The 24,692-nt window shown below is 59.5% G+C and carries 18 protein-coding genes and 1 tRNA gene; 6 read left to right on the top strand and 13 right to left on the bottom strand.

Annotation, left to right across the window (positions count from 1 at the left end; all coding sequences use genetic code 11):
• Positions 1 to 142 precede the first annotated feature (142 nt).
• Positions 143 to 862 (top strand): site-2 protease family protein, encoded by a 720-nt coding sequence (locus K1W69_RS09655; RefSeq protein WP_220228156.1) that lies wholly within the window; start codon positions 143 to 145, stop codon positions 860 to 862.
• A 1-nt stretch (position 863) separates the two neighbouring features.
• Here the strand turns inward: K1W69_RS09655 and K1W69_RS09650 are convergent, their stop codons facing one another.
• Complete coding sequence (locus K1W69_RS09650; RefSeq protein ID WP_220228155.1) at positions 864 to 4,316, bottom strand: PAS domain S-box protein; 3,453 nt, start codon at positions 4,314 to 4,316, stop codon at positions 864 to 866.
• A 316-nt stretch (positions 4,317 to 4,632) separates the two neighbouring features.
• Here K1W69_RS09650 and K1W69_RS09645 point away from each other — a divergent pair, with 316 nt between their 5' ends.
• The gene (locus K1W69_RS09645) at positions 4,633 to 5,085 is read left to right on the top strand and encodes a phasin family protein (protein WP_220228154.1); all 453 of its coding nucleotides are present in this window, start codon (positions 4,633 to 4,635) and stop codon (positions 5,083 to 5,085) included.
• A 26-nt stretch (positions 5,086 to 5,111) separates the two neighbouring features.
• On the opposite strand, the gene K1W69_RS09640 is transcribed toward K1W69_RS09645, so the two are convergent.
• The 3 genes from K1W69_RS09640 to K1W69_RS09630 form a co-directional block, all read right to left on the bottom strand.
• Complete coding sequence (locus K1W69_RS09640; RefSeq protein WP_220228153.1) at positions 5,112 to 5,795, bottom strand: ferric reductase-like transmembrane domain-containing protein; 684 nt, start codon at positions 5,793 to 5,795, stop codon at positions 5,112 to 5,114.
• 19 nt (positions 5,796 to 5,814) lie between these two features.
• Entirely contained in the window at positions 5,815 to 6,309 is a 495-nt protein-coding gene (locus K1W69_RS09635; RefSeq protein ID WP_220228152.1) for a peptidase associated/transthyretin-like domain-containing protein, read from the bottom strand.
• 174 nt (positions 6,310 to 6,483) lie between these two features.
• Positions 6,484 to 7,413 carry an ATP-grasp fold amidoligase family protein gene (locus tag K1W69_RS09630; protein ID WP_220228151.1) on the bottom strand — a complete coding sequence of 310 codons (930 nt, stop codon included), beginning with the start codon at positions 7,411 to 7,413 and terminating at the stop codon, positions 6,484 to 6,486.
• A gap of 424 nt (positions 7,414 to 7,837) precedes the next feature.
• On the opposite strand from K1W69_RS09630, the gene K1W69_RS09625 reads away from it, so the two are divergent.
• Both K1W69_RS09625 and K1W69_RS09620 read left to right on the top strand, forming a co-directional pair.
• Positions 7,838 to 8,875, top strand: coding sequence for a Bug family tripartite tricarboxylate transporter substrate binding protein (locus K1W69_RS09625; RefSeq protein WP_220228150.1), 1,038 nt, complete (start codon positions 7,838 to 7,840; stop codon positions 8,873 to 8,875).
• A 73-nt stretch (positions 8,876 to 8,948) separates the two neighbouring features.
• Positions 8,949 to 10,985, top strand: a complete 2,037-nt coding sequence (locus K1W69_RS09620; protein ID WP_220228149.1) for a tripartite tricarboxylate transporter permease — start codon at positions 8,949 to 8,951, stop codon at positions 10,983 to 10,985.
• Between the two features lie 19 nt (positions 10,986 to 11,004).
• Here K1W69_RS09620 and K1W69_RS09615 read toward each other — a convergent pair whose 3' ends face one another.
• On the bottom strand, positions 11,005 to 12,192 hold the full coding sequence (locus K1W69_RS09615) for an aminotransferase-like domain-containing protein (RefSeq protein WP_220228148.1): 1,188 nt from the start codon (positions 12,190 to 12,192) through the stop codon (positions 11,005 to 11,007).
• Positions 12,193 to 12,368: 176 nt separating this feature from the next.
• Between K1W69_RS09615 and K1W69_RS09610 the strand changes: the two genes are divergently transcribed.
• Positions 12,369 to 12,445, top strand: a tRNA-His gene (locus K1W69_RS09610).
• A gap of 12 nt (positions 12,446 to 12,457) precedes the next feature.
• Here the strand turns inward: K1W69_RS09610 and K1W69_RS09605 are convergent.
• From K1W69_RS09605 to K1W69_RS09580, 6 genes are all read right to left on the bottom strand, one after another.
• Positions 12,458 to 13,570 (bottom strand): 5-methyltetrahydropteroyltriglutamate--homocysteine S-methyltransferase, encoded by a 1,113-nt coding sequence (locus K1W69_RS09605; RefSeq protein WP_220228147.1) that lies wholly within the window; start codon positions 13,568 to 13,570, stop codon positions 12,458 to 12,460.
• Positions 13,571 to 13,620: 50 nt separating this feature from the next.
• Complete coding sequence (locus K1W69_RS09600) at positions 13,621 to 15,333, bottom strand: thiamine pyrophosphate-requiring protein (protein ID WP_220228146.1); 1,713 nt, start codon at positions 15,331 to 15,333, stop codon at positions 13,621 to 13,623.
• A gap of 20 nt (positions 15,334 to 15,353) precedes the next feature.
• On the bottom strand, positions 15,354 to 16,709 hold the full coding sequence (locus K1W69_RS09595; RefSeq protein WP_220228145.1) for a TRAP transporter large permease: 1,356 nt from the start codon (positions 16,707 to 16,709) through the stop codon (positions 15,354 to 15,356).
• Positions 16,702 to 17,220: a TRAP transporter small permease gene (locus tag K1W69_RS09590; RefSeq protein WP_370688224.1), complete on the bottom strand. Its 519-nt coding sequence runs from the start codon at positions 17,218 to 17,220 to the stop codon at positions 16,702 to 16,704. The genes K1W69_RS09595 and K1W69_RS09590 overlap by 8 nt, the downstream gene beginning before the upstream one ends.
• Position 17,221: 1 nt before the next feature.
• Positions 17,222 to 18,211, bottom strand: a complete 990-nt coding sequence (locus K1W69_RS09585; RefSeq protein ID WP_370688252.1) for a TRAP transporter substrate-binding protein — start codon at positions 18,209 to 18,211, stop codon at positions 17,222 to 17,224.
• Positions 18,212 to 18,423: 212 nt separating this feature from the next.
• Positions 18,424 to 19,335: a DUF1932 domain-containing protein gene (locus tag K1W69_RS09580; protein WP_220228142.1), complete on the bottom strand. Its 912-nt coding sequence runs from the start codon at positions 19,333 to 19,335 to the stop codon at positions 18,424 to 18,426.
• 168 nt (positions 19,336 to 19,503) lie between these two features.
• On the opposite strand from K1W69_RS09580, the gene mprF reads away from it, so the two are divergent.
• Complete coding sequence (gene mprF / locus K1W69_RS09575) at positions 19,504 to 22,071, top strand: bifunctional lysylphosphatidylglycerol flippase/synthetase MprF (RefSeq protein WP_220228141.1); 2,568 nt, start codon at positions 19,504 to 19,506, stop codon at positions 22,069 to 22,071.
• On the opposite strand, the gene xseA is transcribed toward mprF, so the two are convergent.
• Both xseA and K1W69_RS09565 read right to left on the bottom strand, forming a co-directional pair.
• Complete coding sequence (gene xseA, locus K1W69_RS09570) at positions 22,072 to 23,640, bottom strand: exodeoxyribonuclease VII large subunit (protein ID WP_220228140.1); 1,569 nt, start codon at positions 23,638 to 23,640, stop codon at positions 22,072 to 22,074.
• 63 nt (positions 23,641 to 23,703) lie between these two features.
• Complete coding sequence (locus K1W69_RS09565) at positions 23,704 to 24,654, bottom strand: LysR substrate-binding domain-containing protein (protein ID WP_220228139.1); 951 nt, start codon at positions 24,652 to 24,654, stop codon at positions 23,704 to 23,706.
• Positions 24,655 to 24,692: the final 38 nt, after the last annotated feature.

Genomic DNA, 24,692 nt, shown 5'->3' with positions numbered 1-24,692 from the left:
TAAGCGCAAGTGAGGCTTGTTGGCGGCTTGCTTCAAAATCGCGGCTGGCGGTGCAAAAACGCGCTTATACACGCAACAGCCTTCCGTTCATGTCTAAATCGGAACATGGTGAAACCAACTCAAATGTGGGCGCCGTCCTTACATGATTGCAAAAGTTCCGAAATTCACTCTGTTTTATATTCATGGAATACCTGTCAAAATCGATATCACTGTTCTGATTGTTCCACTGATATTGTACGGTCTTCCTGCTGCAGCAGGACTGGAGCCAGATCTCGCATTCATTGTTGCAGCGACTTTGGGCTTGCTATTTTCCTTGTTGCTCCATGAGCTTGGTCATGCATTGACGGGCAGGACATTTGGACTGCCAGTTAAACAAGTCGTTCTCGGTGGGTTGATTGGGTATGCTCAGTTGGGCAGGGGGCAGGCGTCACGCGGAAAGACACTGGCCATACTCGCGGCTGGCCCGGCGACGAATCTCCTGCTTTTTCTCTTGGTTTGGATCATTCACGCGACCCCGCCGCTTTCGCAGTTTGGAAAAGTCGATTTTTCGGACTCCTCGCGATGGCTCGCCAATTCTGTTGAATTCGTTGCCTACTGCAATCTGATCCTGTTCGTCGTGAATATTCTTCCAGTCCTGCCGTTGGACGGTGGTCGAATTCTTACAGTGTTACTACGATATGGATTGCCAGAATTAGCCACCGCCATCTTGGTCGCAGTCAGCGGTCTGCTTACAAGCGGCGCTGTTGTGATCTTGAATCCAGGTTACGGGTTTATTTTGACGTTGTTCGGGATCTGGCTGTTCTGGGTCAACTTGCGCCTTCTGCTGCAGATAATGTCTACACGGTTACGCAAGCGCGCCTGACCTACTCCGCCAGCACCCGCTGCGGGGGAAAGCGGATTTCCACGATGGTGCCGGCGCCGGGTTTTGAATCCATCGAGAACTGCGCCCGGTTGGCCTCGGTCATCGCCTTGGCGAGCGGCAGGCCGAGACCCGTGCCTTCTCCGCGCGGACGCGCGCTTTCCGAGACCTGGCGGAACGGCTTCATTGCGTCGGCGAGTTGCTGGTCCGACATCCCGACGCCTGTGTCGCGAATGCGTACGACGACGCCGCCGTCCTTTTCATAGGACGACGAGACGACCGCCTGCCCGCCGGCCGGCGTGAAACGCACCGCGTTCGAAAGAATATTGATCGCGATCTGCTTGATCGACCGCCGGTCCGCGACGACATCGGGCACAGCGGAGGACAGGCTGGTGCGGATGATGACGCGCTGCCTGTTCGCCTGCGGCTGGAGAATCGTGACGGCGTCGAGCAGCGTCTGATTGAGCGAGATGGCTGCGAAGTCCAGTTCCTGTTCGCCGGCCTCGATCTTGGAGATGTCCAGCAGATCATTGACGATCTCCAGCACATGTTTGCCGGAACGCCCTATGTCGTTTGCGTATTCCACGTATCGAGGGCTGCCGATAGGACCGAAGCGCTGTTCGGCCATCAGATCGGAAAAACCAATAATCGCGTTCAGCGGCGTGCGGATTTCGTGGCTGACCCGGGCCAGGAATTCCGACTTGTGGAGGCTGGCCGATTCTGCTTCGCGCTTGGCGCTCCTCAATTCCTCTTCGGCCCGTTTCCATTGGGTGATGTCGCGCATGACGGCGCAATGACCGTTCGAACCGGACAGATGGCCGATGGTCATGAAGAGCGGCAGGAAACGCCCGGACGCTTCGCGCCCGATAACCTCCCTGCCGTCATTGAGCACGCTGGCCACGCCATGATCGGAAAGACTGGCGAGATAGTCCCTGACGGCCCGCTGGCTTTCATGCGCGAACAAATAGGAGAACGGCTTGCCGCGAATTTCATCCTCGTCGTAGTCGAACAGCGCCGACGCCGACCGGTTGAGAGACCTGATCGTTCCGTCCTGGCCGAGCAGCACCACGCCGTCGGTTGCGGTTTCCAGGATCGAGCGCAGCTCGTTCACTTCCACTTCCAGCGCTGCAACTTTCCGGGCTTCGGCCGGGTCGCTCTCCGAGGCGAGGTCCGGTTCCTCTTCCAAAACAGGCGTCGGTTCTTCCGGGGGCTGCGCTACATCGGTCGCCAGCGGAACGAATGTCAGCATCAGCGCCTTTTTTCCTTCCCAGTTCACCGATCGCAATTTCGCATCGACCTCGACGGACTGGCCGTGCAGCGTATGCAATGTCATCGCCGCGTTTCCGGCGTCCAGATCGTCATCGTCCTCCACGCGGCCAAGGATGACGGGAAGACCGCCCGTCGCGTTGACTTCCTCCGCGCCATCGAAACCCGTCAGCGCCTTGAAGGAGTCATTGGCGAAATAGATGCTGGATCCATTGTGAATTACGGTTGGAACGTCGAGACGGTCGAGTTCGTTGGCGAACAGCTCGCGACCGGACGCGGGCAGTTCGTTGGCGAACAGCTCGCGACCGGACGCGGGCTCGGGCGAAGGGAATGCGGGAAGCTCTTCTTCCGGCGGCGGCGTTGTCTCGTCGCTGTCGTCAAAGGGCGTATCTGCATTGGCGACTGGCGTCTCCGGCTCTTCAGGGCTGACGGCTGGCTCCGGCTCGGTCGGCTCTTCGACATCCGAATTGCTTCTCTTTCCGAAAGCGGGCAGTTCGTCGGCCGCATGTCCGAGTTTCTCGGCAATCTCCCTGAAAGCCATTTTCTCGGCGTTGCTGAGGCCGGGCCTCGGCTTGGTGCGGCGATCTTCGAGTTGTATCACCTTTTCGGTTTCTGGCCGGTCCGCCGTTGCATCGCGGTCAGTGGTCTCGACTGGTTCCGCGGACAGGTCCGCGTCCTCATCCGAAACATCGGCGTCCGGTAAGGCCTGCGGATCGGGTGTCGCCGCCGGGATCGTCGTCGCTGCGGGTCTGGCGTCGTCGGCGAGAGCCAGGCCTATGCGCTCGGGGTCGTTGCGCGCATCGCCGCAGCGCACGATGCCGAAACCACGGAAGCCGTCAAATTCCCGTTCGCGCGAATAGGTCGGCAATGCCGCGAGATCCACAGGCACGCGCAATTCGGTTCCCTGAACGGGCCAGAACACAGTCTTGCCTGACCAGGTGTCTCGACGCTGCAGCAACTCGACGATCTCATGCTTCGGATCGATATTGAAGACCTGCGCGACATCGCTGAATTTGCGGCCGATGACATCGGCGGCGTTGGGGCCGACCACATCGGCGAATTCAGGAGATATTTCGGTGAACTGTCTTTCCGCGTCGATTTTCCACAGAAAGCGGACAGGGCGACCAGACGGGTTGAATACGAAGTTTTCCGCCGCCGCGGCCACGGTCTCCGCCGCTTCTGTTTCCGGCGTATCATCTGGTTCTGACGGCGCTTCCGAGGGATGCTTAATTTCGGAGCCTTCATCGGTAGACTCCGCGCTTTCGTCTCGAACAGGCTCCGCTTCGTCGTCCGTTTCCGACAAGGGCGGATCGATAGTGTTTTCTACCGGTTCTTCTGCCATGTCCGAAGGCGGAGCCGGGGCGATGATATCCGCGCCCGGTGTCTGCGCTGCGGTTGCGGACTGGTCCAGCTCCGTTTTGGGTGTATCCGTCTCGGTTTCCGAAGCCGCGTCGATGTTACCTTCATGCTCCGAAACATCCGGCAAGACCTCCGGTTCAGGCGCCGGGTCCAGATTGCCGATCGACATTTCGACTGCGAACATCAGGTGCAGTTCGTTGTCGTCGTCAATCCGGGCGACGGCGGCCGGGAGATAGCCGAGAGCGGTGCGCACCGGGTGTTTGACCAGCCTGTCCGTATCGCGGGCGACATCCTCGATCAGGCGCTTGCGGGTCGCGTCGTCCATTTCCAGTCGCTGGAATGATTGAGTGGAGGCGACGACACGCCCCTCTGCATCAAGAACCGCCGCATGCGTGCCGGTGTTCTCGAAGCCGCCGATCATGTGACCGGCCCGGTCCTCCGGCGTTTCGGATGCTGTCTCCTGTGAGCAGGTCAGCAAATAGGCGGGCTCTCCGCCGGAAAGCTGTATCCGCTCCATGCCGGCAGAAAGCATGGGGCGGCGAAAGCCCGAGCCGATGCGCATTGCAAATCGGTGTGGTTTCGACGGGCCGGAGCGATCGGCGGATCGGGCGGCGCTCTGAACCTGCCGAAACGTGGCCGATCCCGAAGCAAGGCCTTCTTCCAAAAAATCGTAGAGATTGGAGTAGCCGAAGAGATGAGCGCCGGCGCCGTTCACCCAAAGCAGATCCGTCAGGTTCTGCGCGAGCAGGACTTGTGCGTCGCCGCTGGCGAAACCCTCCCGGATCCGGTCATGAACCGCTATGTCGATGAAGGGATATTGCCGTGACGGCATTCTCTCACCTGCGTTTCAACTCGTCTGCAGCCAATTCGTGGATCTGCTGCGCGTATTCATATCAAAGGCCGCCACCGGCGCGCCGGTTCCGAAGCCTGCTTTATTATTAATAGTCTGTTAATAGGCCGCTTGAGGTTTCGGGTCCATATGAAGGCGGCTTTGAGAGGCCATTCAAGCCGGAATTAGTGCCAACAGGGTTAATGGAAATTTGTGCACTGCAAAAATATGTTGCAATGCACAATAAACTGTCCTATATAGGATCTGAAGCAAATGAAACCGGGCGCCTCTTGAGAGGGCCCAAGGAAGGAGCGCCAAAATGGCTACCAGAAAAACCACCACTGAAGATGTATTTGCATTCACCGCTTTCGATCCCGCCAAGTTCGGTGATTCCTATCGCGAATTCACCGAGAAGGGCATGAGCCAGTCGAAGGAAGCTTATGACAAGTTCAAGACTGCTGCCGAAGATGCTACCAAGACGGTTGAGCAGACTCTGGAATCCGCCCAGGCCGGAACCGTTGAGATGGGTCTCAAGGCCATCGACTCCGTTCGGTCAACCGCCGACAGCTCGCTGACTCACCTTGAGTCGCTGATGGGCGTCAAGTCGGTCGCCGAGTTCATTGAACTGCAGACCGCCTTCGTTCGCAGTCAGGCCGAAAGCGCCGTCAACCACGTCAAGGGTTTCCAGGACACAGCGCGCAAGGTCGCTGATGATGTCTCCAAGCCGGGCAAGGCCGCCTACGAAAAGGCAGCCAAGAGCTTCAAGGCGTAACAGTAGCCCTTGAACGGGAATGATTTTCAGGCCGGCGGTTCATCGCCGGCCTTTTGCTTTCTGGCGTTGGGGTCACCGTTTATCCAGCCGCCCTTGGGGGCGAAAAATGGCCTGATCAGACGAAGATCGATCAGCGTGGCGCCGGTCGCGGCGACCACGGCAATGCAAAGCCCCCATTTCGAAACGGTTTCCATTGCGCCTTCGATCTGAAGCGCATGGGTCACCGTCGCCGCAACGACGATCGCCGCCAGACCATTATGGACAAGACGCCACGTCGCATAGCGCAATCCCATGCGGTGACGCAGAATGACGAGCGCCACCGTCAGCACGATCCCCCACATCGCCAGCACGCCGTAAACGGAAAAGGCGGTGGGTGAGACAAGCAGAAGCGCGTCCTGCGTGTCGGGCGGGCTCGTCACATAAAGCCCTCCGACATGAAGACCTACGCAGACGACGATCGCCGTCCCGACCCATCGGTGCCATTTACGCCCGGTGATCGCCCTTGCGCCCGGAAGGTATCCTGCGGCGAGCAAAGGCTGGATCAACAGCAGCGACAAGCTGATGATTCCGGCGAAACCACCGATGATATATGCGGTGTTGCGGTAGGCCAGATAGGGGCTGGTTGTGGCGACCAGAACGGGCCCAATCATCACGGTCGCCAGAATGATCCATATTGCTGTGGCGACCGCGCCTCTTGCGGAATTTTGCATGGATGTGAGGTCTGCAGCGTCACACAGGCGCGAGCACAAACTCCGTGCTGACAGACGTATCGCTTGCGCTCGGCATCACGGGACGCAGGAACACGGTTTCATAAGCGCCGTCGTCATAGGCCAGATGCGCATGCGGTTGGCCGAAATTCGGAACGATCTGCTCCATTTCAAGCCGGAAACTTCCGTCGGCTGCAGTCAGCACGCTGCCGTGATTTCGCGGCTCCCGTTCTCCGCCGAGGGTCGTCGCGGCCCAGATCTGGATACGCACGCCTTCAAGCGGCGCGCCATCGCCGGCGCGGCGCACTCTGCCGGAGACCCAGAAACCCGATCCCAGGCGGTCGACCATGGGCGCATTCGGGCGGTAATTGTTGCTGCCGCCGCGCATCGACCGGGTCGGCGCCAGTCCGATGGCGCTTGCCGGCGAAAGCAACCCAAAGGGTTCCAGCGCCGTGAAGGCGCTCGCCAGGCCGGCGGAAAAAAGAAAGGAACGACGATTGTAGAAAGGAGATTTCATATTGGTTTCGCCCTTTAAGCCTGAATTATCATTCTCCATTTCCCCTTGATAAAGTTTACATGACCTGTCCGCGGTACGGAACATGACGGCGTCGCACAATTATGTGAGTGAACCAATCGCTCTCGGAGTTCGTAAATCACCTTCCTGCGGAGTGTTAAAGTCAGAGGCGGGATTTTACAGAAACCCGAGAGCTTTGCCGAGTTTGTGCGCGAACCCGATTTCCGGAACGGGCCATGAAGCGCCCAGATTGCTGTCGGCCACCCGCGATGGCGGATTCGTGTCAGGCTCATCTTTGAGGATCGGAGCCCTCATGCCTGAATAGGGATAGGGCGTCAGTTCCGTGCAATAGAGTTTTCCGTCGATATTGAACAAGTCGACCCGCAGGAACGGGGTCCTTGCTCCGAGCCGTTCTGCGGCCTCGATCATTGTATCCAGGTTTTTCGGAACAGGTATGTCTCCCTGCAGAACGATACGACCGTCCCGTGTCCACTTGTCCCAGGGCAATTGAATCCAGTCACGGTCGAAAAATCCCCGCAAACCGACCCGGTCGCCGTATCGCCCGGTGCTGTAATAGATCGCCGCGACCCGGCCGCCGGTCACGAACAGTTTGATGTCCGCCGGCGGCGCGCCTTCAACGGCGCCGGGAAGCATCTCCTCGATCACAATCTTCGTATCGACCTGGCCATATCCCCACTCGCCCATGTACTTGCCGTGGGAGTTGATATGCAGCCATTCATTACAGAAATCCTTGATCCGTTTCGGATCAACCTCCGTTTGGTTGCGAACGAAAAGGATGAGACCGGACCGGTTGTTGGGTTTGACGACAAATGGCGGCTGAAGCGTCTCGAAGGGTATCTTGTCGGGATCGCGTCCCGCCCAGAGCAGCTTTGCGAAAGAAACTTCAGGCGCAGTTTCTGCAACGATGTCGCGGGACGCCAGTTTGTCGCAATATATCGCCAGAGTCGGATCGCGATCGAAAATCTTTCGATGCAGAACCTTTTCCGTGAATGCCTGAGGATTCGCCATGTTCGGCAAACGACTGAACACCTGCCGATACTGAATGACCAGATGGTCGTACCGGAGACAAAGAAGGCTGTTCAGCAATTTGTTTCCAAACGATTCACGAATGCGAAAATAACTGAACGCCATTTTCAACTTCCGCCCGAGCGCGTCGATTCTGTCACTGGCGGATTTTGAAGGTTGCCGGCTGCCTCGCGCTTTCTGAGCACGCATCATATTCAGAACACCTGTTTTGCAATCATTGCAGATTGGAATCTTTCTAAAGTGAAGAGTAAGCTAAACATGATAAATATACTGATCCAGAGATCAAGTTCACCCATTCAGTATTCAGTGTGGTAATCGCGTTTCCGAAATACTTGCAGCCGGTTATACAATCAAGGTACGGATTCTTCACCGAAACAGAAGACAAGGAATTGTTGGTTAACCGAGGCTCGAAAACTGCCCGACTTGGTTGCATGAACTTGCGGGTTAAAGTAGAGGGCCGATGGGGATTTCATTGGAGGGACTTGTGAGAAAGAATGTATTGCGATGGCTTGCAGCCTCGATGCTCGCGATCACCAGCCTTGTGAATGGAGGCGGCGTTTTTGCTCAGGACGCCGGGTCCTTTTACGAAGGAAAATCGATAAAATGGATCGTGCCCTACAAACCGGGCGGCGGTTATGACGAATACAGCCGCTTGCTCGCGCCGTTCGTGAGCAAATACACCGGATCGCGGGTCGATATCGTAAATATGCCGGGTTCCGGTGGAATGCGGGGATCGGCGGAGATTTTCAAGGCCCCGGCGGATGGCCTGACAGTCGGGATCGTCCCGGGATCGGCGCTCGTCATGAACGAGATCGCCGGGCAGAAGGGCGCTGCTTACAAGATTGCCGAGTTTACCTATATCGGCCGTATCAGTACGGAACAGCGCGTCATGGTTGTCGGCGCCGAAAGCGGCATAGAGAATTTCGAAGAATTTGCCGATGGAAGCAAAACCATCGTCGTCGGCGCCGCGGGTCTGGGCGGCAACGCTTATGTCGATGCAGTCATAGCAGCGCATGTTTTCGGTCTCGATCAAAAATTGATCCACGGTTTCAACAATTCTCCGGATATCCGGCTGGCTCTCCTGCGTGGCGATATCGACGCCTGGTGGGGTTCCCTGGCTGAAGCCTTGAAAGGGGTTTCCGACAAGGAACTGACCATTGTGCTGCACGCCGAGAAGAATCCTCAAAAGGAACTGGAGAACATTCCAAGCGTGTATGACGTAATCGCCGGGTCTGAAGACGAGGCGGCGAAAGTAAAGATTCTGGACGCCTGGAAGGCGCTCTCCGTGGTCGGCCGACCGGTGGTCGGGCCTCCGGGCATACCCGAAGACCGATCGGATTTTCTTCGGGACGCGTTCCGCAAGGCAATGAGTGATCCGGAATTTGTTGAAACAGCCAAGGCCGCAGGGCGTCAGATTTCTTACGCTTCCGGCAGCGAGATGATCGAAATCATCCGCTCCGTGACCGGTATGGATCAGCAGACGCAGGAACTCTTTGCAGTTGCAATACGGGGCGAACTCTGAACCACCAGCCAGTCAGCAGCCGATTGAGCGGTGTCAGGAAATCCCCGACTCTGTCCTCGTCGGGAAGCGCCTGATGGGCATTCTCGAGGGGATTGCCAGTGGTTTCCTGCAGACGGTCAGCCTCGCCGTCCTGCCGTACCTGGTTATCGGTTCGCTATTTGGTCTGGTCGTGGGCGTAATTCCGGGACTGTCCGGTCACTTCGCGATGGCGATGGCCGTGACGTTCCTCTACTCCATGGAGCCGGGATCGGGGATCGCCTTTCTTCTCGGCGCCCACGCCACGGTCTCGCAGGGTGGCGGCATTACGGCGATCCTGTTCGGGATTCCCGGATCGCCTCAGAACGCGGCCACATTGCTGGACGGACCGGCGATGCGGGATAAGGGAGACCTCGGGATTGCTCTCGGGGCGGCCATGACCTCCTGCCTTCTGGGCGCGACTTTCGGCGCAGTCGCCCTGGCGCTTTTCATTCCGGTGCTTCAGGAAACCGTTCTTTTCTTTGGCCCACCGGAGATCGTCATCCTTGCCTTTCTGTCTCTGACATTTGTGGCGGTGCTCGGCAGGGAAGACATGATGCGCAGTCTGATTGCCGCATTGGCGGGCCTCCTTTTGGCGATGGTTGGTTTGGACAATGTCACCAACACCGAGCGATTCACCTTCGGGTTCGAGCGGCTTGCTGATGGCCTTTCGCTCGTGCCGGTTGTGCTGGGTTTGTTTGCGGTTGCAGAAATGATTGAGCTGTGGTCGATCGCCGGACCGCTTGCCAGGGGGCAGGCCAAGATCGAATCAAGCCGGCAAGTGCAGAAGCAGATATTCGAAGGCGTGCGCGCGGCCTTCGGAAAATGGTGGCTTGTTCTGCGATGTTCGGCGATCGGGACTCTTATGGGTCTCATCCCCGGTCTCGGTTCCGCGCCGGCGGCGTTCGTCGCCTACGGCCATGCAAAGCAGTCGTCGAAAAACAAGGAAAGCTTCGGAAAGGGCAATGTGGAAGGCGTCATCGGCCCCGAAGCCGCGAACGACGCTGTTGAGGGCGGAGCGCTCGCCTCGACGATCGCTTTCGGTATTCCCGGTTCGTCCTCAATGGCGATCCTGCTTTCCGGGCTGTTCATTCTCGGGCTCGAGACTGGGCCGCAAATGCTCAATCAGCATGTCGACATCGTCTTCATCATGATTTTCACGATCATTCTCGGAAATCTGATTGGGACCGTTTTCGGGATGTTTCTTGTCAATCCGCTCAGCCGGGTCACGACCATCCGCTCGTCGATGCTTGCACCTGCTCTGATGGCGGTCATTGTCAGCGGCGCATACGCTTCCAACGGTTCGTTGCTTGATATTGCGGTTGCACTGGTGTTTGGCGTTTTCGGCTACCTCATGAAGAGGTTCAATTACTCCCGGGCAGCGCTCCTGATCGGTTTCGTGCTCGGGTTCGTGGTCGAAAAAAATCTCTATCTGGCCTTGATGCTTGATGGCCCCTTGTTCATTGCTGAACCCTTGCCGTTTGGTCTCGCGATGATTGCAGTGGTTTTTCTCGCCTACAACGTCGTGTCAATTTACCGGAACAGAAATCGCGCGATGCCTGCGACGGCGAACGACGTCCCGGCTGCTTCGGGACGTCCGTCCGCGGAACCGCATGGTAGCCCGGCGACCGAAATCTGGTTTCTCGCATTTATCTGCGTTCTTGTGCTGGCGGCCTTCTTGGAAGCGTTTCGTTATGAAATGGTGTCTGCCCGAACGCCGTTCGTTATCATGACGCCGCTGCTGTTTCTGATGCTGCTGCAGGCTTGGCGAATTAGGAGCGCCAATCCGAAGGCTAGGACGGGCGATATTCCTGTGACAGGATCGACGACCGAAGGCGGCCCCGGCAAAATCGGCTCAATGCTGTTTTCGATGGCGGCGTTGTTTGCACTGATCGCATTGCTCGGTCACTTCCCCGGAATTCTGATCTACGGATTTCTTTCCATGTATCTTCTGGCCCGGGAGAGGCTGGTCCTATCGGCAATCGTCAGTATCTCGGTAACGGCGGCGTTGTTCGTCGTTTTCGAGTTGGCGTTCAATATCGAAATGTATGATGGGCTGGTCTTTCGCTATCTTCTGGGCTACCGCGATTTCTGAAGCCGCGGATCCTGTCCGATCAGCGTGAAGAATCTGCAATCTCTGCAGTCACGGACTGATAGGCTACTCCCAGTCTTCGAATTCCTTCCTCAAGGTCGCTTTCCGAAACGCCGCTATAGGCGAAACGCAGGAAGCTGTCCGATTCATGATTTGGAAACCAGTCCCAACCAGAAGCCACGCCGACGCCTTCCTCGCGCGCCCGGGCGGTGAGGTCTCGCGCCGAAAGCCCTTCAGGAAGACGGATCCAGAGATAGAAACTTCCCTCCGGCGTCCGAAATTGCACGTCAGGCAGTTCCCGCCGCACCGCAGCTATGGCGAGAGCGCACCGGTCGCGCATCGCTGAGCGAACAAGCTCGATTTGCTCGTCCATTCGGCCGCGTCGGATCATTTCGACGACGAGACGCTGGGTAAACGGGGAGCTTCCGCCATCGGCTTTGAGCATCGCCATTCGCTGCACGATGTCCGGCGCCCCGACCGCCCATCCGAGACGCATGCCAGGAGCAAGATTCTTCGAGAAGGTGCCGAGCATGACGACGACGCCCGAATCGTCAAATCCTTTCAGCGCTTTTACCGGGGCCTCTTCGAAGTGCATTCGCCGATAGGCCGAATCTTCCAGGATGACGAAACCGTAGTGTTTCGCGAGATCGATCAGGTGTCTCCGGCGCGCCTCGGGCATTGTGGAGCCGGTGGGATTGTTCAAGTCGACGATTTCGAAAAGAAGCTTTGGAAGCGGTTCGCCACGGGCCTCCAGGCTTGCGAGTTCCTTCTCCAGAAATGCGACGTCCATGCCGTCGTCGTCCTGCGGAATGACCAGGAACTTTGCGCCGTGCGACTGTATGATCTGTAATCCCGTCGCGAAGGTCGGAGCGCTGACGATGACCCGGTCGCCCGGATTGAGGAATACGCGGCATGCGAGCTCGATGGCCTGCTTGGCGCCATTTGTCACGAGCACCTCGTTCCGCGCGCATGCAACTCCGTCTGCTGCAACGAACTCGACAATGCTGTCTCGCAGTTCCGTCAAGCCCATTGCAGGGCCGGTCTGCAGCGTCTCCGCGCTCAGTTTCGAGGCAATTTGGCATTCTTCGCTGATGTCGGGCAGCAGCGGTGGGAAAATCTTTCCCTTGTTAACCACGATAATGCCGCTCTCGGCCTTGCGACTGGACTGGCGCAATGCTTCTGCGCGGTCTGCGAAACGGTATTCTGGCATGAATGGTTTCCGGTGAACGAACTGTCTAGCCGTGACATGGCGTTGGCTGGGATCTACGATCTACCTTGTCGACATGGTTGGCTGCAACCGCATTTTTGCAGTTCCGCTCCAAGTTGGTCTTGCCAAATTGATTCCGCCGCCGTATGTCACGCGTTCAGAACGGATGACCCCGCCATGCGGTTGTAGCTCAGTTGGTTAGAGCGCTGGATTGTGGATCCAGAGGTCGGTGGTTCGAGCCCACCCAACCGTACCATTTCCGAAATCCCTAAACCTCGCCCCAGATTGTCTTGGCCGTCTCCACGACAAGTTCAAGCTTGCGGCGCTGGTCGTCGAAGGTCACCGCGTTGCCTTCCTCGGTGGAGGCGAAACCGCATTGCGGCGCGATGCCCAACTGGTCGAGATCGGCGTATTGCGACGCCTCGTCGAACTTCCTCTTCAGGTCATCGATCGATTCGAGCTCACCGGTCTTCGTCGTGATGAAACCGGGCAGAACGCGCTGCTTGCCTTTGGACAGCAGGCGCAGCGGCTCCAGACCGCCGGCGCGGTCCGTGTCGTACTCCATGAAGAAGATGTCGACGCCCGTTTTGTTGAAGACGGCGTCGGCGGCGGGATCGTAGGCGCCTTCCGCCGCATAGGTCGATTTGAAATTGCCTCGGCACATGTGCATGCCGATCACCATGTCCGACGGCCGGTCCTTGATCGCCTCCTGCATCATCCAGGCGTAGCGGTCGATCAACCAGTCGGGGTCCTGACCCTGCGCCTTCTTTTCCTCGCGGTGCTTCGGATCGCAGAGATAGGCGAAAAAGATGTCGTCCATCTGCAGGTAGCGGCAGCCGGCGTCGTAGAAGGAGTGCACGGCCTTCCTGTATGTTGCGGCGATATCGCCAAACAGGACGTCGGCGTCCTTGTATTCTGCCGGCTTGATGTCCGCCGGCGCCGTGCGGAAATGACAGCAGCTCGGTCCGGGTATGGAGATTTTCGGCACGACATTGGTGTTGGCCGCCACGAACCGGAAGTGTTCGAGCATCGAATGATCGTCGGGAAAATCGAGCTTTCCGGAAATCGTCGGGAAAATCGGCCGGAGTTTTACACCGGCGAATTGAACGCCTTCGTCGCGTTCTTCCAGGTCGAATCCGGTCAGCATGCCCATGAAGTCGTAATGCCAGAACGACCGGCGGAATTCACCGTCGGTCACGGCCTTGAGCCCCACGTCCTCCTGCATGCGGATAACGTCCTTGATCGCCTCGTCCTCGACGGATTTCAGTTCGTCCGCGGTGATTGCGTTTTCCTGAAATTTCTTGCGCGCTTCGGCGACGCTCGCCGGGCGCAGCAGGCTGCCAACGTGATCGGCGCGAAACGGAGGGGTAAGATCGGACATTGATTTTTCCTTGCTTGGTCTGAACCGGTTCTGAATTAGCGCGTATTGCTTTAGCCGGGAAGGGTGGCGACTTCCACCAACGCTTGGCGGCGCTCGTTCTCGACCACGGCGATCGCCTCTTCGAGAACGCCGGGAAGGTCCTCTGCCTTCGAGACTTTCTTCGCCCAGCCGCGGCTTGCCGCCGCCGTCAAAGTGAAGTCGGGCGAGGGTTTCAGCGCGGTCAGCGGCATCTTGTTTGCTTTCGCAGCGTAACCGTCCGGATAGAGGCCCGCGACGGATGCGCGCACCGCGCCCCACTCCTCGTTGTTGAGGATGATGATAAGCACCGGCAGTTCCAGCGCCTCGGCGATCTGGTGGCAGACCGTGGGATTGGCGAACATGTACGACCCGTCGCCCATTGTGGCGACGCAGAGCCGGTCCGGATCGGCGAGCTGCGCGCCCATCGCGCAGGGAAAGCTCCAGCCCAGACCGCCCGAATGCGGCTCCTGGAACCAGGAGTTTCGCTCTGTCCTTTCCAATACGCCCAGTATCGCGCCCAGCTCGGAAAAGACGCTGGACGTCTTGTCCCGAAGAGCGTCGCCCAGACATTTGCTCGCCCAGGCCTTGGTGATTCCCTGCGCGTTTCTGGCGGCGGCGTCCTCGCGGATCGTCTTGCGGCGGGCAGCGGAGGCTTCCGCCAGCATGCTTCGTCTCTTTTCCAGCGCCTTCAGGTTTCTTTCGCGACGATCCATCGCCGCGATGAGCGCCGGCAACGTCTCGCTGTTTTCGCCTGCGATGGAAAGATCCGACCGGAAGTTTCGGACCGGGAAGCGGCTGAAAACCGGGTCAGGGCCGATATTGATCACGCGGGCCTTCGGATGAAGCCTGTGCATGTCCGGCCACCAGGGCGCGATACTGTCGAGGATGACGACGACGTCGGCCTTCTCCATCCATGAACCGGGATCGGCTCCCACGTGACATGGATGTTCGGTGGAAATGGCAAGATGCGTCGCCCACCAGGAACTGACGGCGATGCCCCATTCCTCCGCCCAGTCGGCGAACGCCTGGAAACTCGCCTCGTCTCCGGCGCCCCGCTGCGCGATCACGAGCGGGTTTTCGGCTGTCGCCAGCCAGTCGGCCGCGGTTTCGATATCGCTTGAATTGGGACCGCCGACGACCGGGACGATCGTCGTAGGCTGTTCGAGATCGTCGGCGGGAATCTGTTCGCACAGTGTTTCGCGCGGCAGAGACAGGTAGACAGGGCCTTTCGGCGTGGAATTGGAGATGGCGTGCGCCCTGTCCAGCAGCGAGGCGATCTGCTCCGGAAACTTCAGCTCGTATTCCCACTTGCAGGCCTCGCGCACCAGCGCGGCCTGATCGCGCATTTCCTGTCCCCATCCGATAGGCACCGTCCGCGCGCCGAAGCGATCGCCTTCCGTCACCGGCGTGCGTCCGGACATCATCAGCATGGGGATGTGTTCGCAGGCAGCGTTGATGGCGCCGGTTGCCCCGTTCGAAAGCCCGACATTGGTGTGCAGCATGACCGCCTGCGCCTTGCCGGAGATCAGGTAGTACCCGTGCGCCATGCCGACAGCGGCGTGTTCGTGCGGAATGGTCACAGCCTGCGGAAGCTCGATCGACCGGGCGGCCGCTTCCGCCAGCCCCTCGATGATCGGCGGAAAGTCCGTGCCGGAATTGGCGAAGACATAGTCCACGCCAAGCGCTTTCAGCCGCGTGAATATGGCGCCGCCGGCAGTGACGTCTTCTTGCGTTTTCGCATCCATTGTCAAATCCGTTTCGCGGTTCACCTGAGTATCTGGGGCAGCCACAGCGTCAACGCCGGGAACAGCAGGATGATGACCACTCGAATGATCTCGGCGAAGAAGAATGGCATGACGCCCTTGAAGGTCTCTATCATCGGAACATTCTTCGCCAGCGCTGAAATGACGAACACATTCATCCCGACCGGCGGCGTAATCAGCCCCAGTTCGACGACTATGAGAGCGAGGATACCGAACCAGATCTTCAGATCTTCCGTGCTCATGCCGTAGCCGGCGCCGTCGGCTCCCTGATAGATGCCGCCGTTGATCTCCATCAGCACCGGCCAGAAAAACGGGATCACCAGCAGGATCATCGACAGGCTGTCCATCAGGCAGCCGAGCAGGATCAGGGCGACCAACAGCAGCACCATCACCGTCATCGGCGTCAGACCGGACGTTGAAATCCATTCGGCCGTCGCCTGCGGAAGGTTGATCCGCGACATGAATATCTTCAGGAGTTCCGCGCCGAGCAGGATCAGATAGATCATGCCGCTGGTGCCGGCGGTTTCCTTCAAGGCGTCCTTCATGTCGCCGAGGCTGATCTTGCGCTGCAATGCCCCATAGAGCCAGACAAGCGTCACGCCAACGGCCGCAGCCGGCGTCGGGTTGAACAGGCCGGCGTAAATCCCGCCGATGACCAGTCCGAAGATAATCAGCACGGGAATGACGCCGAGCGTCGCGCGCACGAATTCGCGCCTGTCGCTGGCGCCGCCTGCAGGCCCGGAATCGGGAACGACCGTCACGTAGATCGCGATCGTCAAAAGAAACAGGATCACCGCCAGGATGCCGGGAATGAAGGCAGCCATGAACATCGTGACGATATTGGCCTCCACGATGATCGCGTAGATGATCAGAACAACGGAGGGTGGAATGAGGATGCCGAGAACGCCACCGGCGGCGAGCGTTCCCGTGGCCAGCGCGCCGGAATAATTGTAACGCTGCAGTTCCGGCAAGGCTACGCGGCCCATGGTGGACGCGGTTGCGAGCGACGAGCCGCAAACGGCGCCAAAGCCCGCGCAAGCAGCGATCGCAGCCATGGCGGTGCCGCCTCGTAATCGCCCGAGCCATGAGTTTGCTGCCCGGAACAGGGCCTGGCTCAACCCCGCCTTGGCGGCCAGCGCGCCCATCAGGACGAACATGGGCACCACCGAAAGATCGTAAATGGAGAATTGCCCGTAGGCCAGCGTCTTGAGCTGGTTCATCAGCAGCGACGGCCCGTTGACGATGGCGATGCCGACGCCGCCTACGAGGATCATCGCGTATGCGATCGGCATGCGGAGCGCAATCAGGGCGACAAGGACGACAAGGCTGCCGACGCCGAGAGAGATCGCCTCAGTCATCGGATTTATTTCCTATGAGCACCGCTGCGTTCTCGCCGAAAGTGATCAGGGCTGCGATGGCCAGCAGGGCCAGCGAGATCAGAAAGGGGATGAAGGCCATCCAGTGCGGGAATTGCAGTATGGCTGTCGTGTAGCCGTATTCCTTCTGATCGAGCATGCCGTCGAACATCCTCCAGCACAAAAGCAGGCTGAACAGAAGCGCGACGATCGAGGCGATGGCTGTCAGAAAGGCGATCGTGCGCGGTGAGGCGCGGGATGTGAAAATATCCGCGGTCACGTTGCTGTAGGTAAGTTGGCAGTAAGGCAGAAAGGAGAAAGCGGCTATCGCGACACCCACTTCGGTCATCTCGAAATCGCCCGGAAACGGCTTCCACACCACGCCGCCAATAACGGAAATCATGTTCATCGCGACGACGGCGAGAAGAACGCAACCGCCCAATAACGCCCAGCCATGAATGATTTTGCGAGCGGCGCCGATCGGGCCGGCGCCGCCTTTTTCGTCTGCCGTCACGCTAGTTCTGGCTGTGCTGGTCGATGAGTGTCCGGGCCTTCTCGACGAGGCCGGCGCCATCGATCCCTTGAGCGGTCACTTCCTCGACCCAGCGGTCGACGACCGGCTCCAGCTTTTCGCGGAAAGCATCGGTTTCCTCTTCTGTCAGCACGATATGCTCGTTGCCCGCATCGACGGCGATCTTGATGCCGGCGTCATCGGAAGCGCGCCAGATCTCTCCGACTTCGGCCCACCAGTCCGGTCCGGACGCATCCTTGAAGGCCTTCTTGATGTCGTCGGGAAGGCTGTCCCAGCGATCCTTGTTCATCGAGACCTGGAACGTCGTCGTTCCGAAACGCGCCATGTCCGCGCCTTCGACCTGATACTGGGTCTGGTCCTGGATCTTGAGCGGCGGAATGATTTCCCACGGAATGAATGCGCCGTCGACCACGCCCTTGGAGAGCGCCTGCGGCAGTTCCGGAACCGGCATTGCCGCCGGCGCAGCGCCCAGCGCCTCAATGATCCATGCGCCTGTCCGGGTCGGAATGCGCATCTTCATGCCTTCCAGATCCTCGGGCTTGCGCACTTCCTTGTCGCGCATGTGGATCGCCTGACCTGCATGGACATGCAGGAACATGACCTCAAGGCCCTTGTATTCCTCCTTCAGGTCATCCTCGAACATGTCGTAGAGCGCCAGATTGGCGGCGACCGGGTCGTTCACGTAAACGAAAGGCAATTCCATCACTTCCGTGCGCGGGAACAGCCCTGGCGTATAACCGTTGACCGTCCAGATCAGGTCGACAACGCCGTCGCGGGCCTGGCCGACAAGTTCCGGAGGACGACCGCCGAGCGACATGGCGGGATAGATCTCGATCTTGACCTTGCCGCCGGAATTTTCCTCGACCTGCTTGGCCCAGGGCTCAAGCATCTGGGTTTGCGCCGGCGCCTTGGCGCCGAGAAGATGGTGCAGTTTGAATGTGTATTCCTGCGCCATGGCTCCCGGAACCGCCATGATGGCGACAACGGACGCAGCGGCGAGTGTCTTGATCAAATTGGTCAATCGCATTGGTTTCCTCCCATTTTGACACTATGAACTTACGTTAGCAGAAGCGTATAAATCTTACATCCGGAAACAGTCGTGTTGACTCCCACTTTTTCACGACGCCGAAATTAACGAAATTGGACAAAAGTACAAATGTTTTTATACGTTGATCGAAACGCGCCTCAGGACGATGGTTTGCGCTCGAGAATGGTGTCCGCAAGAAATCGATAGTCATCGATTGGCATGGCGCTCGTGTCGAGCTCCAGATCGGCCGCGAGCTGTTCCCAGAACACCGTGGCCTCCGCCATCCTCGGGGAAAAGCCGAGTTCCTCGACGGTTTTCGCGACCTCGCGCATTTCCGACGCCCGGCGCTTTCCGTGGGTCAGCGCCCGCTCCATCATGTAAGCCGCCTTGCCCTTCCAGTCGAAGCCCGGATAGGTCACATCGAGCGAACTGAGCACCTCGTCGTCCACGCCCGCCTTGCGACCGGAAAGAACGCATTCGAGGACCAGCGCCTCCAGCCCCTTCATCATGATGCTTCGGATCATCTTGATGGAGGAGGCGCGTCCGACGTCGCCTTCGACCAGTTTTGGCGCCATGTCGAATTTTTCAAGGATCGCAAGTCCGTCGGCGGCGTGCGGACCGCTCACGAGTACCGGCGCCTTGTGAAGTTTCGGATGCACGGGCGACATCACCGCCGTGTCGACATAGCGGACGCCGCGCGCCTCCATGCGCGCCGCAGACTGCCGCTTGGCTCCAGGCGAACACGAATTGCAGTCGAAGAAATAGGCGCCTTCTCCAAGATGAGGCGCGGCGTCGGCGGCCGCTGTTTCAGACTGGTCGGCTGTGACGAGCGAAAAGATGATGCGCGCCTCGGCGAGCGCTGCGGGCAAATCGGCGAAGCCCTTTACCTGCCAGCGATCGTAGGCTTTCCACTTGTCGCGCGCGATTTTGGCGTCGTTTGACTGCGTCTTGATGTCGAAGGCGCGGATCTCCGCGTCGACGCCGTCGCCGCGCCAGCCTTCCGCAAAAGCCGCGCCCGCCTCTCCGAAGCCAATAAGCGTTATGGCCGGTCTCTTCTGTTCCTCGGTCATCGTGTCTGTCCGTCAATCGGAATTGTTCCGATCATGCCTATTCAATCACAACCCCGTCTTCAAGCGGTTGTCCGCGAGCCTTTCCCCATTTGATTTACGCCAGTGGCTGACACGCCGGCTAAGATTCTTGTAAGGAGATAGCAGTTCCAGCGAAACTTCGGAGCGGCAATGCAGGCAATCGCCAAAAGACGAAACCTTCTGCACGTCCTGACAGCCCTCGTCGCGATCTTTTTGATCGCATTCGCTTTCTATGTGCTGCACAGGTTTACCGAGAACGTTTCTCTGCAGCAGGTCATGGACGACATTCGTGAGACGCCGACGCGTTCGATCGTACTTGCGTTCCTGACCATGATGACCAGCTTTACCGCAATTGCCTGCTACGAGATGCTGGCCGTCAGGCTGGTTGCGCCGGGAAGGATTCGGCTGCGCACGGCCGCCTGGGCGGGCGTCGCCGGTTTCGCCTTGTCGGATGCGATCGGTTTTCACGTCCTGACCGGCGGCGCCTTGCGCTACCGCATCTACAGTCGCGGCGGAATAGAGTTTTCCTCCATCGGCCAGATCATTTTCCTTTCATGGATGTGTCTCTGGCTGGGCGTTGGATCGCTGATCGGCTGCGCGCTGGCGTTTGAGCCGCAAGGAGTCCATCAACTCGTGCCGATCCCGGCCTTCGTGTTGCGTGCGATCGGCGTCTTCATTCTGATCGTGTTCCTTGCTTATTTTGTGTGGATTGCAACGGGCTCACGCCGCATCGCGTTTCGCGGCATGCAGGTCACATTGCCGGGATTGCGCGTCGGCCTCTTGCAGCTGTGCGCCGGTTTCGTCGATGTCGGGGCGTCGGCAGCGACGCTTTATGTGCTTCTGCCCGCCGATATCGCCGGATCGCCGGGAAGCTTCTTCATCGTTTACATATCGGCGGTCATTCTGGGCACCGCCAGCCATGCGCCGGGCGGCCTCGGCGTATTCGACGCGACGGTGATCGCCGGGCTGGGCGCAAGCGGAAGACCCGACGTGCTCGGCGCACTCGTTCTCTACAGGCTGATCTACTATATCGTTCCGGTCGTTCCGGTCGTCATCGTCATGCTGGCGACAGAGCTTTTCCATGGCGGGCGCGCCATCAAGGGCGGCGTCGGCGAGATTGGCCGTGTGACGCAACCGCTCGTGCCGCCGCTTGCCGCCGGACTGACCTTCGCGGCCGGGTTCGCGCTGATGCTGTCCGGGTCAATCCCGGTTGGCTCGTCCGGGCATGAATGGCTGAAGTCCAACCTGTCGCTGGCGATTTTCGAATCGTCCCATATGCTGGCGAGCCTCGTCGGACTGGCTTTGATCATCATTTCTCATGCATTGCTCAGACGCCGCCGCAGCGGATATTACGCTGTTCTCGGGCTACTGCTCGCAGGCGCTCTTTTCGCGCTCGGCAAGGGGCTGAATCTCTATCTGGCGGCTGGCCTCGTCGTCGTCTTCCTGGTGCTTCTTCCATTTCGGGAGGCGTTCCATCGCCGGTCCGGAGACTCTTTTCTCGCGCTCACGCCGTTCTGGCTGATGTTGATGCTCGTCACGCTGGCATCTGCTGTCTGGCTCGGTTTCTTCGCCCATCGCAACGCCGCATTCGCCAGCGATGTCTGGTGGCGTTTCGGGTGGGACAGCGACGCATCGCGTTTCCTGCGTTCGGCTTTCGTGATGGCCGTGGCGGTCTTTGCAATCGGTCTCTTTATGCTCCTCAACAGGCGCACCCTCACAATTGGCCCGGGCGAAACGATTGCCGAAAGCGTGCGCGAACTGGTGGCGCAATCGCCGAAGGCCGAGTCGACCATCGCGCTGCTCGGCGACAAGTCGTTTCTGATCTCTCCGCAAGAGAACGCCTTTCTCATGTACGGCGTCAGCGGCCGCACGCTGGTCGCCAAGGGCGATCCGGTGGGAGACCGCGGCGAGGGAGAAAATCTGGCCTGGCGGTTCAGGGAAATGGCCGATCGCGACGGCTATCGCCCGGCCTTTTACGCTGTTGGAACCGATTATTTGCCTCTCTACGTCGATATGGGCTTGTCGGTTTTGAAGATCGGCGAGGTCGCCCGGGTCGATCTCGCAGGCTTTACGCTTCAAGGGCACGGCAAGAAAGATCTGCGACATGCGCAGCGGCGCGCCAGCAAGGAGGGCCTGTCATTCGAAATCGTTCCGGCTTCCTGGATTACGCCCCACTTGCCGTCTCTGCGCCGGGTCTCGGACGCCTGGCTGGACGGCAAGTCGGGAAGCGAGAAACGCTTTGCGCTCGGAAGTTTCGACGAGCCCTATCTGATGAATTTCGACATGGCCGTCATTTGGCGCGATGAGGAGATTATCGCGTTCGCCAATGTCCTGCGCGGATCCGACCGCGAGGAAATGGCGATCGATCTGATGCGCTTTGTCCCCGGCGCTTCCAACGTGGTCATGGATTATCTCTTTGCCGAATTGCTGCTTTATGCGCAATCGGATCATTACCGCTGGTTCAATCTCGGCGCGGCCCCGCTTGCCGGCCTCGCCGACCACCCTTTGGCAACGACCTGGAACCGGATCGGAACGCAGATCTACAAGCGCGGCGAGGATTTCTACCACTTCGAGGGATTGCGGTCCTACAAGCAGAAATTCGATCCGGTCTGGACGCCAAACTATCTTGCCTGCCCCGGAGGTTTGGCCGCGCCGCAGGTTCTGCTCGACATCACGTCGCTGATTTCCGGCAGCCGGTTGGGCATGCTCAGAAAGTGATCAGAACAGGCTGCCCTGTCCTGCCGGTTTCTTCCGGGCGGCGGGTTTCGGTTTGGCCTTGCCGGCTGATCCGCCGGCAGTGACGGCGTCGACGCGACCGTCCTTGAACTCGATCGATACGGCGTCGCCGGAAGACAGATCTGACGCCCTGTCCACCACGTTCTCGCCGGCGTCGCGTATGACGGCGTACCCGCGCTGCAGAACGTTCTTGTAGGACATGGAGTCAAGCAGTCGCCCCGCCTCGTTCAGACGGCGGCGCTGTCTTTCGGAAAGCAGGGAGATCGCCTTGTCGCTACGCCCGGCAAGGCCCTGCAGGCCTGTGCGTCCCTGGTCAATACGCGCGAGCGCCGGCCTCAGTGAAAGACGGCTTGTCGCGTTCGACAGCCTTCCTGCGAGCCGGTCCTGCATGCGTTCGACGCGCCGGTCATAGGCGTTCGCCAGTTCGCCGATCCGCTGACGCTTCTGCAGGAACCTCCGCAACAGGGATTCCGGCGTTATCCGCTGGGCGCGACGCTCGAAGTCGCGCCTCTTGTTGGCTGTATTCAGTTGCAGCGCCCGGCCAAGATTGCCGGCCGACTCGTCAAAGCGGCGGCGCGGAAGGGCAAGCAGCATGTCGATGGAAGGCAGCGCGCGGGCCATCGCGCGCACGGCCTGGCGTCTGGCGTCGAGAAGCCGCGTCAGTCCTCCGGAGTGACGCGCGGCCAGCGCCGAGAGATCGGCTTCCAGATCCGCCTTGACCGGAACAGCCATTTCGGCCGCGCCCGTCGGCGTCGGGGCGCGGCGGTCCGCGACATGGTCGATCAGGGTCCAGTCGGTCTCGTGGCCGACGGCGGCAATCAGCGGAATGCCTGACGCCGCCGCGGCTCTCACAACCTCCTCGTCATTGAAGCCCCAGAGATCCTCCAGGCTGCCGCCCCCGCGCGCAACGATCAGCAAGTCAGGCCGCGGAATGGCTCCGTCCTTGTCGAGAGCGTTGAAGCCTTTGATCGCGGCCGCAACTTCCGGTCCGCTGGTCTCGCCCTGAACGCGCACCGGCCAGACGACGACATGCACTGGAAAGCGGTCGCTGATCCGGTGCAGGATATCGCGGATCACCGCCCCGGTCGGCGAGGTGATGACGCCTATGACCTCGGGCATGAAGGGCAGGAGCTGCTTGCGATTATCGTCGAACAGGCCCTCCGCGGCGAGTTTCTTCCGCCGTTCTTCCAGAAGCGCCATCAAGGCGCCGGCCCCGGCCGGTTCAAGCTGTTCGATGACGATTTGATACTTGGAGGAGCCCGGATAGGTCGTGACCTTCCCGGTCGCGATCATCTCCATGCCTTCTTCGGGCTTGAATTTCAGTCGCGAGAATACGCCGCGCCAAATCACCGCCTCGATGCGCGCCCTGTCGTCCTTCAGTGAGAAATAGGCGTGTCCCGACGAATGCGGTCCGCGATAGCCGGATATTTCGCCGCGCAGGCGCACATGCCCGAAAGCGTCCTCGACGGTGCGCTTGATCGAACCTGAAATCTCGCTGACGGTGTATTCCGTCAGATTGCTGGGCGAATCGCTCGTCTGCTGTGTCGACATGACCCCATAGCGCCTGTTTCGGGCGGCGAGGTCAAGAACGCCGGCGCAAGTAAACGCGCCCGCCTACCAGCTCGAAAACATCAACTCGTTGCGAATCCGGTTGTTCTGCATAAGGTTGGAAGCGGTGGCCTCGCCGCCCTCGTCAATCGATGTGTTCGAGATGTTGTCGAGGCTCGCCGCGACATGCTCGGTGATGGCGTCCATCAGCGCGGTCGGAACGCCGGCCCGCCGGATCATGCCGATTTCGGCGGATGGCAGCGAAGGAAATCCGTCTGCGGCAGTCAGAATACGCATGCCTGGCCTCAGTGCGGATTCCGGCAGGATGGACACGGCCAGCCCCGCAAGCACCGCCGATGCGACGACGGTGGACGAAAAGCTCGTGAAAAGGATCTGGTATTTGCGGCCCGTCGAATCGAGCGCCGCGCATCCCAGTTGCCGCCAGTCGCAACTGAGCCGCCCGACCGCCAACGGCACCGGGTCGTTCTGGTGCACTGAATGCGCCATCGAGGTCACCCACAGGAGCGGCTCCGCCCTCAGCATGCGTGAGCGCCAGTTCCGCGGACTATGCGTCACAAGCGCGATATCGAGCTCGTTGCGCTCCAGCCGGTCGATGAGATCTCGGGACGGCTCGCACATGATCGACAATTCGACATTCGGGTTGGTCTTCGCGAACCGGGCGATGATGTCGGGCATGTAGCGGTCGGCGTAGTCGTCCGGCGTTCCGAGCCTGATGCTGCCGGCCAGCGCATTGTCGTCGAACGCCGCAAGCGTTTCGTTGCTCAGCCGCACCATGCGGCGGGCGTAGGGCATCAGCCGCTCGCCTTCCGCCGTCAGCCGGTTCACGCGGCCGTCCTTTTCAAAGAGCGATTTGCCGATCCGCTCCTCCAGCCTTCGCATCTGCATGGAGACGGCGGACTGGGTCTTGTTCACCTCCTCCGCCGCGCGCGTGAAGCTGCCAATGTCGACGATGGCGATAAACGTTCTCAATTGGTCGATGTCGAGGGGCGAAGCCATATCGGTCTCATATCAAAAAAGATGATCATAAACATTAG

Origin of the sequence: Flavimaribacter sediminis, assembly GCF_019492055.1 — a bacterium.
Classification (GTDB): Bacteria; Pseudomonadota; Alphaproteobacteria; order Rhizobiales; family Rhizobiaceae; genus Flavimaribacter; species Flavimaribacter sediminis.
Note: the sequence above shows the minus strand (reverse complement) of the source record. Positions and strands in the feature narration are given on the sequence as shown.

Bases quoted from the DNA above. Each gene is read 5' to 3' on its own strand.
- K1W69_RS09655 (WP_220228156.1), top strand. From the start codon at position 143: ATGATTGCAAAAGTTCCGAAATTCACTCTGTTTTATATTCATGGAATA.
- K1W69_RS09650 (WP_220228155.1), bottom strand. From the start codon at position 4,316: ATGCCGTCACGGCAATATCCCTTCATCGACATAGCGGTTCATGACCGG.
- K1W69_RS09645 (WP_220228154.1), top strand. From the start codon at position 4,633: ATGGCTACCAGAAAAACCACCACTGAAGATGTATTTGCATTCACCGCT.
- K1W69_RS09640 (WP_220228153.1), bottom strand. From the start codon at position 5,795: ATGCAAAATTCCGCAAGAGGCGCGGTCGCCACAGCAATATGGATCATT.
- K1W69_RS09635 (WP_220228152.1), bottom strand. From the start codon at position 6,309: ATGAAATCTCCTTTCTACAATCGTCGTTCCTTTCTTTTTTCCGCCGGC.
- K1W69_RS09620 (WP_220228149.1), top strand. From the start codon at position 8,949: ATGGGCATTCTCGAGGGGATTGCCAGTGGTTTCCTGCAGACGGTCAGC.
- K1W69_RS09615 (WP_220228148.1), bottom strand. From the start codon at position 12,192: ATGCCAGAATACCGTTTCGCAGACCGCGCAGAAGCATTGCGCCAGTCC.
- K1W69_RS09605 (WP_220228147.1), bottom strand. From the start codon at position 13,570: ATGTCCGATCTTACCCCTCCGTTTCGCGCCGATCACGTTGGCAGCCTG.
- K1W69_RS09600 (WP_220228146.1), bottom strand. From the start codon at position 15,333: ATGGATGCGAAAACGCAAGAAGACGTCACTGCCGGCGGCGCCATATTC.
- K1W69_RS09595 (WP_220228145.1), bottom strand. From the start codon at position 16,709: ATGACTGAGGCGATCTCTCTCGGCGTCGGCAGCCTTGTCGTCCTTGTC.
- K1W69_RS09585 (WP_370688252.1), bottom strand. From the start codon at position 18,211: ATGGCGGTTCCGGGAGCCATGGCGCAGGAATACACATTCAAACTGCAC.
- K1W69_RS09580 (WP_220228142.1), bottom strand. From the start codon at position 19,335: ATGACCGAGGAACAGAAGAGACCGGCCATAACGCTTATTGGCTTCGGA.
- mprF (WP_220228141.1), top strand. From the start codon at position 19,504: ATGCAGGCAATCGCCAAAAGACGAAACCTTCTGCACGTCCTGACAGCC.
- xseA (WP_220228140.1), bottom strand. From the start codon at position 23,640: ATGTCGACACAGCAGACGAGCGATTCGCCCAGCAATCTGACGGAATAC.
- K1W69_RS09565 (WP_220228139.1), bottom strand. From the start codon at position 24,654: ATGGCTTCGCCCCTCGACATCGACCAATTGAGAACGTTTATCGCCATC.